The following is a 6,728-nucleotide window of genomic DNA, read 5'->3' as shown; positions in this document are numbered from 1 at the left end:
GGGCACGTACGGTTTGATAAGGGGCGGTAGTTTAATGACTATCGCCTACTTTCTTTGTATTTTCAAGGCATTATTTTCAAAAGCTTGAAAAAGTAAGAAAAAGCTTTATTTAAAGGATTATTTTGAATAAAATAGAATATTTTTACTGCTTGTGATTTGCATTGAAATACTAAGAGATTGGCAGTTGTATATCTCACTGCACATCATTTTCACATTTTAACCACTTTTTTTGTTTCACGTGAAACATTATTTGAAAATTGTTTTACATGAATTTAAATATTGTGGTAGTTTTTTGCTAATTTTTAAAAATGAGAAAAATGATTTTTAATATTAAATTTAAATATCTAAATACCAAAGAAAGGTGTTAATGTTTTTCTTGTGTTACAATCTTGGAAAGAGTATTACCAATAAATTAAGTGAAGTATAAAAAATTATTGATACATAGAAGCTATGTAGAAAAGAAGATAGATACGGTTCAGATAAAGAACGTTGCAGATGATTATATTAAATATGGTGTATTATTAAAAATCATATTTACTTTAAAAAGTATTTAAACTGAAAATTGAAACAACTTTTTTTTAAAAAGAAATCATGTTCTATGAATTGTTTTTTAGTATGAAAAGCTATCATATTGGTGTCCTCTATTTTATGTTTCCTTTTCATCTTTGTTACTACAATAAATTGAAAACAGATATTGCATTCAAATGAATATATGTTATAATATATAAGCTACTACAATGGTATCTACTGAATCAGGTCAGATTGGGAACAAAGCAGCCTTAAGGGAGCTCTATCATGTGTAGTAGCTTTTATTATACCGAAATGAAGGTGATAATCATGCATGAAAACTTTATGCTTGAAGCAATTAAAGAAGCTGAGAAAGCATTTGCTATCGATGAAGTGCCCATTGGCTGTGTTATTGTCTATCATAATAAAATAATAGTAAGAGCACATAATTTAAGAGAAAGTAAACAGTCAGCAATTGCACATGCTGAAATATTAGCAATTGAAAAAGCATGCAATATAATCGGAAGTTGGCGTTTGGAGGATTGTACTCTTTATGTTACTTTAGAGCCATGTCCTATGTGTAGTGGCGCAATTATCCAATCACGTATGAAAACTGTCGTGTTTGGTGCATATGATCCAAAAGGTGGATGCATAGAAAGCTGCATGAAAATGTATGAGACACCCGGTTTTAATCACTATCCCGAAACTATTGGCGGCATTTTGGAAGAAGAATGTGGAGCATTATTGAAACAATTCTTTAGGCAAAAAAGGAAACAAAAAAAAGCAAATACAAGCCCTAAATAGGTGAAAAGTATTTGCTTTTTTACTATATGAGAACATTGCTTTATGATATAATAAATAAGACAGAGAGCAGGTGAATTATGGCTTATAAGGCTTTATATCGTACCTATCGACCTAATAGTTTTGATGAAGTTTACGGTCAAAAACATATTGTCCAAACATTAAAACATGCTGTTGAACAAAATAAAATAGCACATGCTTATTTATTTTGTGGCCCACGTGGTACTGGTAAAACTTCTATTGCAAAAATATTTGCCAAGACAATAAACTGTACAGATGAACATACGAAGGCTTGTGGAAAGTGTGAAAATTGTATTGCTGTACAAGAAGGAAATCATCCAGATATTATTGAAATAGATGCTGCCAGTAATAATGGTGTTGAAGAAGTACGTACCTTAATTGAAAAAGTGAAATATGCACCTTTAAAAGGAAAATATAAAGTGTATATCATAGATGAGGTTCACATGATGTCCACTGGTGCTTTTAATGCACTGTTAAAAACGATTGAGGAGCCACCAGAACATGTTATTTTTATTCTGGCTACTACTGAGCCTCATAAAGTTTTACCTACAATTATCTCACGATGTCAACGTTTCGATTTTACTAAGATTCCAAGAAATGATATAGAAAATCGTTTACGAGATGTCTTACAGGGTGAACAATTAACATGTGAAGATGAAGTAATAAGAATTATTGCACAACTAGCAGATGGTGGTTTGCGTGATGCTTTATCAATTCTGGATCAATGTATTGCATATGCACAAAATGATATTAAGGTGCATCATATTAACGAAATATATGGAATTACCACAATAACAGAAAAACTTGAAATTATTGATGCCATCATCGATAAAGAAGCAGTGAATCTTTTAAATATTGTAGACACTTTGATTGAAAAAGGTATAGATATTAAACGATTGACAGTAGATCTGATTGAAATTCTAAAAGAATCAATTATTTTCGAATATACTAAAGATATAGGGTTATTACGTATATTAAACGGTGAAGAAGTCAATCATATGATTGAAAGATTGAGTCGCAAGAAACGTTTCGATATGATTCATCTCTTAATGGAAACATATGATAAATATCGCGGTGCAGCGAATGTAGGATCTTATTTCGAGGTTTGCTTATTGCAAATGTTGGATGATGATGTAATACAAAAAAATGAATCAGTACAGGTGTTGCCAGTAAAATCAGAAAGTAAACAAGCTATTATTAAACAAGATTTGAATAAGAATGTTTCACGTGAAACATTTGAACCTAAAAAGGAAAAGAAAATACTTGAAATACCTGAAGATGATGAACCATATGATTTGGATGTATCCATAACAGAAGACAACCAAGAACTTGAATTACATACTCAGGTGATTTCATCAGTAGATGTTCCTAATACATCTAAAACAATTAAACCTTTAGATGATGATTTTATTTTAGGACTATTGGCAGGGGCAAATAAACCAGAAAAGGCGCAAGACATAAAAGATTTCTATCGAATTGCTGAATATATGTTAGATTTAACATGGGCAAAGTCAGCAAATCTATTAAAAAATAGCATGATTGTCGGTAGTGGTAGTAACTACATCGTTATTAGTGTGGACAATCAGGCAGAAGCAAATGAAATCAATGAGGCAGATAGTAAAAATGAATTCAATGCATTTATACAAGAACTGCTGCATAAAAATAAAAAAATATTTGCTATTTCCAAAGAACATCAAACAAGAATTATTCGTGAATTTAAAGAACGAATGATAAACGGAACATTGCCTGAACCAATACAGATAGAAACTGTAAAGATAGAAAGAAAAGAGATTGTTGAGAAAACACAAGAAGAAACAATACTGGATTTATTCGGTGAAGAAAATATTATTATAACGGAGGAATAGATATTATGAATATGCAAAGCTTATTAAAACAGGCACAAAAGATGCAGAAAGAACTTGCAAAAGCAGAAGAACTTTTAAATGAACAGACATACGATTCTACCATGGGTGGTGGGGTTGTTAAAGTTACCGTAAAAGGAAGCATGGAAATTGAAACAATTTGTATTGATGAAGCATTATTAGAAAAAGATGGAAAAGAAGATTTAGAAGAAATGTTGAAATCAGCTATTAATGATGCATTAAGTAAAGCCGTAAAAGATAAAGAACAGAAAATGAATGCTTTAACAGGCGGAGTGAAAATGCCTGGAGGATTTTAATGTATCCAAAAAAGTTTGAGGCTCTTGTAGAAAGTTTTCGGAAACTTCCCGGTGTAGGAATGAAAACCGCAGAACGATATGCTTTTCAAACACTAGAGTGGGATGAAGAAACCTTAGATGGCTTTATACAAAGTTTAGCTGATATGAAAGACGGTCTGAAAAAATGTGAGGTATGCGGAAATCTGGCTGAAGGAGACTTGTGTGATATATGCAAGGATACAACAAGACAGCGTGATATTATCTGTGTTGTTCAAAGTCCTAAGGATGTAATTGCCATGGAAAAGACGAAAGAGTATGCAGGTGTTTATCATGTTTTAAATGGTGTAATATCCACAGCGAAAGGTATTTTACCTGAAGATATTAACATTGAAAGCCTATTGACACGTATTCAAGAAGATACAAAAGAAATTATTATCGCAACCAATCCGACGGTAGAAGGAGAAACGACTGCTTTATATCTCTCAAAGCTTTTAGAAAGCTATGATGTTACAGTCACACGTATTGCACATGGACTTCCTATGGGCGGTCATTTAGATTATGCAGATGAACTCACTTTAATCAAAGCAATTGAAGGTCGTAAAAAAATGTAAAAGAAATCGTGAGAAATCACGATTTTTCTATGTTTCAATTTCGATTACATGATAAAATAGATAAGAGAGAAAGAGGTGTTGTACGATGGCTTCCATTGCCTATATTACAGATAAAAAGATGATAGAATATCATAGACTGAATGGCAATCATTCCATCAATTTTTGGAAACCTAGCAATACCAAAAAAATCAGTGATTTTCATAATGGTGATTTATTATTTTTTCTGGCGAAGGGTACTGAAAAAGGAAAAAATAAAGAAAAAGGTCTAATCGGATATGGCAGACTACAAAAAAGCTATACACTGACATTTTCACAAATGTGGAATCGTTATGATACAAAAAACGGTTATCCAGATAAAGATTCATTAGAGGAAGCAATTCGTAAAGTAACAAAAAATCATAAACTTCCAGATTATTTAAATTGCCTTATATTAGAAAACTTAGTCTTTTTTCAAGCTCCCATTTATTTAAGTGAAATAGGCGTAGCTATTTCAAATAAAGTAGAGAGTTATATCTATCTTGATAAAGATGATATGTTTCTTACTTCAAAAATATTAAAATTAGCGAATGAAATAGGTTCAGATATGTGGTCATCCTTGTTTCACGAACAGACACATGATTTTATGATCGATGCACAAATAAATCTTGTGAATAATATACATGATAAAATTGCATGTGATATGTATAGTACGCATGATGTTCGTATGCTCTATAAATATGCAATTGCCATCATGAAGAATCATAACCAATATCAGTTTGTCAGCAATAGTAAAACAGAGTTTATAGAATATACGAAAGCGGGACTCATCTTGTATCTTCCTTGTATTGTGAATACTTTGGAATTTACGAAAAAGTTTCAATACATGTTAGGACACTATATGTTTTATTCTACATATATTGAGAAAAGTGAATTTAATGCAACAATACAATTATGTCTGTTATTTAATCAAAAACTAAGTGACGAATACAGAGAGATATTATGTCAGTTACATATAAATTACGAAGAAAGGCTAGTCGATGATGACTAGCCTTATGAAATGAATTTGAATGTACATAACATAAAAAGAAATGGTAAAGATGGATGCTAACGATTTTATAATATGCTCATTCCTATAAGCTAACTTAAAGGCACAAACAAGAATGGAGAAAACGTGGTTATTCTAAATGAATCTTTGTTTCTATTGCATTTCTCATAGCAACATAGTAGTTACATTTTGAACAATCAAAAATTATAAACTGTTGATTGCTCTTTGAATTTTTGAAATACAATTTTTCTCATATACGACATTTATTTGTTTCATGATGTCTTGGAATATGGAAAGACCATCATGTTCCTTTTTATATTCATATTCAATTTCATAATCTGTTTTTCCATGATAGGTGCTGATATCAAAACATAGCTCAGCAAACTCACTTTCATAAACCGCTCGCTGCGTATGAAGTTCGGCTATCTTAAAAAAAGGACCTTGTAATTGATAGCGATGTAATAGTTCCTGAATTTCTTCATCTTCTAAACTAGTAATAGCATTTTTCGGTACTGGCTTCTCAAATTCTAATAAACCTTCTTCACTTTGCATCTTCAATGTGAAAATATGCATACCATTGACATCACGAATACGCATTGCTCCTTTATGTTTACGAATCATTAAATCTTGAGTGTCATAATAAATATTTACTTGTTCATGAAATGGTGGTGTAGCAAAATTTTGATATAAATTATAAAATTGTTCCTTTGTGACGAGAACTTTATACTCTTTTTCAATATTGTTATTCATCTTATATCACCCAAATGTTATAATACAATAGTATGAATAAGAAAGGAAGTGATTTCTTATGAATTATGCAACTGTCGCAAAGAAAGATGAAAAATCATTTCAAACAGAACAATATTTGTGTAGTCAATTAAATAAACATGGATGGATATATGATAAAAAAAATCCTGAATTGGTAATTTGTATAGGTGGAGATGGCACTTTATTATATGGGGTGCATAAATATCTTCCCATTATTAATACAATAAAATTCCTCGGTATCCATACAGGTACATTGGGTTTTTTTACGGATTATACAGGAGAGGAAATTGATGAATGCATTCAGGATCTTTTACACAAAAAGCCATCCATCTTCACTTCCAATTTGTTAAAAATACAGATGGATAATGATCCTGTACCCCGCTATGCTTTAAATGAAATGCGTGTTGAAAATATCGTGAAATCACAAATTTTGGATATCTATATAGATGGAGAATTTTTTGAAACATGCCGTGGTTCAGGGATATGTTTAAGTACACAGGCAGGCTCTACTGCATATAATCGAAGCTTAAAAGGTGCTGTCATTGATAGTGGTATATCGTTAATGCAATTGACTGAAATTACACCAATTCAACATTCCAAACATCGTTCACTAGGGGTACCTTACATTATGATGGAAAATCGCATCATCACTATGCGTAGTGAGACATTTGATACTGCTGTACTATGTTATGATCATTTGAATTTATCATTAGCGGATACACACGAAATTATTTGCAGTATGTCAGATCTTAAAGTACAATTTGTTCGTTATCGTGCATACAGTTATTTAAAACGATTAAAAAACTTATATTAATTCGCAAGCAGTAGGTAGCTTCAG

Annotated in this window: 7 protein-coding genes and 1 other RNA gene; 7 read left to right on the top strand and 1 reads right to left on the bottom strand. The window is 31.4% G+C overall.

From position 1 onward, the window contains the following. Positions 1–721 precede the first annotated feature (721 nt). The 6 genes from ffs to LI241_RS06165 all read left to right on the top strand — a co-directional run bounded on the left by ffs (position 722) and on the right by LI241_RS06165 (position 5,125). Positions 722–817, top strand: an RNA gene (gene ffs / locus LI241_RS06190) — signal recognition particle sRNA small type. Between the two features lie 20 nt (positions 818–837). Beyond that, positions 838–1,311: a tRNA adenosine(34) deaminase TadA gene (tadA, locus tag LI241_RS06185; RefSeq protein ID WP_017144729.1), complete on the top strand. Its 474-nt coding sequence runs from the start codon at positions 838–840 to the stop codon at positions 1,309–1,311. Between the two features lie 77 nt (positions 1,312–1,388). Further along, complete coding sequence (gene dnaX, locus LI241_RS06180) at positions 1,389–3,194, top strand: DNA polymerase III subunit gamma/tau (protein WP_008690226.1); 1,806 nt, start codon at positions 1,389–1,391, stop codon at positions 3,192–3,194. A 5-nt stretch (positions 3,195–3,199) separates the two neighbouring features. Continuing rightward, positions 3,200–3,508: a YbaB/EbfC family nucleoid-associated protein gene (locus LI241_RS06175; protein WP_008690225.1), complete on the top strand. Its 309-nt coding sequence runs from the start codon at positions 3,200–3,202 to the stop codon at positions 3,506–3,508. Further along, complete coding sequence (gene recR, locus LI241_RS06170) at positions 3,508–4,098, top strand: recombination mediator RecR (RefSeq protein ID WP_008690224.1); 591 nt, start codon at positions 3,508–3,510, stop codon at positions 4,096–4,098. The genes LI241_RS06175 and recR overlap by 1 nt, the downstream gene beginning before the upstream one ends. An 85-nt stretch (positions 4,099–4,183) precedes the next feature. Beyond that, positions 4,184–5,125 (top strand): hypothetical protein, encoded by a 942-nt coding sequence (locus tag LI241_RS06165; protein ID WP_008690223.1) that lies wholly within the window; start codon positions 4,184–4,186, stop codon positions 5,123–5,125. Positions 5,126–5,326: 201 nt separating this feature from the next. Here LI241_RS06165 and LI241_RS06160 read toward each other — a convergent pair whose 3' ends face one another. Beyond that, positions 5,327–5,872 (bottom strand): CYTH domain-containing protein, encoded by a 546-nt coding sequence (locus LI241_RS06160; RefSeq protein WP_008690222.1) that lies wholly within the window; start codon positions 5,870–5,872, stop codon positions 5,327–5,329. A gap of 58 nt (positions 5,873–5,930) precedes the next feature. Here LI241_RS06160 and LI241_RS06155 point away from each other — a divergent pair, with 58 nt between their 5' ends. After that, positions 5,931–6,704, top strand: a complete 774-nt coding sequence (locus LI241_RS06155) for an NAD kinase (RefSeq protein ID WP_008690220.1) — start codon at positions 5,931–5,933, stop codon at positions 6,702–6,704. Positions 6,705–6,728: the final 24 nt, after the last annotated feature.

This window comes from Longicatena sp. 210702-DFI.1.196 (assembly GCF_020563125.1).
GTDB classification, from domain to species: Bacteria; Bacillota_I; Bacilli_A; order Erysipelotrichales; family Erysipelotrichaceae; genus Longicatena; species Longicatena caecimuris.
This window is presented reverse-complemented; position numbering and strand designations above follow the sequence as displayed.

Excerpts from the sequence above, each read along its gene's own strand:
- tadA (WP_017144729.1), top strand. The coding sequence starts at position 838 with ATGCATGAAAACTTTATGCTTGAAGCAATTAAAGAAGCTGAGAAAGCA.
- dnaX (WP_008690226.1), top strand. The coding sequence starts at position 1,389 with ATGGCTTATAAGGCTTTATATCGTACCTATCGACCTAATAGTTTTGAT.
- LI241_RS06175 (WP_008690225.1), top strand. The coding sequence starts at position 3,200 with ATGAATATGCAAAGCTTATTAAAACAGGCACAAAAGATGCAGAAAGAA.
- recR (WP_008690224.1), top strand. The coding sequence starts at position 3,508 with ATGTATCCAAAAAAGTTTGAGGCTCTTGTAGAAAGTTTTCGGAAACTT.
- LI241_RS06165 (WP_008690223.1), top strand. The coding sequence starts at position 4,184 with ATGGCTTCCATTGCCTATATTACAGATAAAAAGATGATAGAATATCAT.
- LI241_RS06160 (WP_008690222.1), bottom strand. The coding sequence starts at position 5,872 with ATGAATAACAATATTGAAAAAGAGTATAAAGTTCTCGTCACAAAGGAA.
- LI241_RS06155 (WP_008690220.1), top strand. The coding sequence starts at position 5,931 with ATGAATTATGCAACTGTCGCAAAGAAAGATGAAAAATCATTTCAAACA.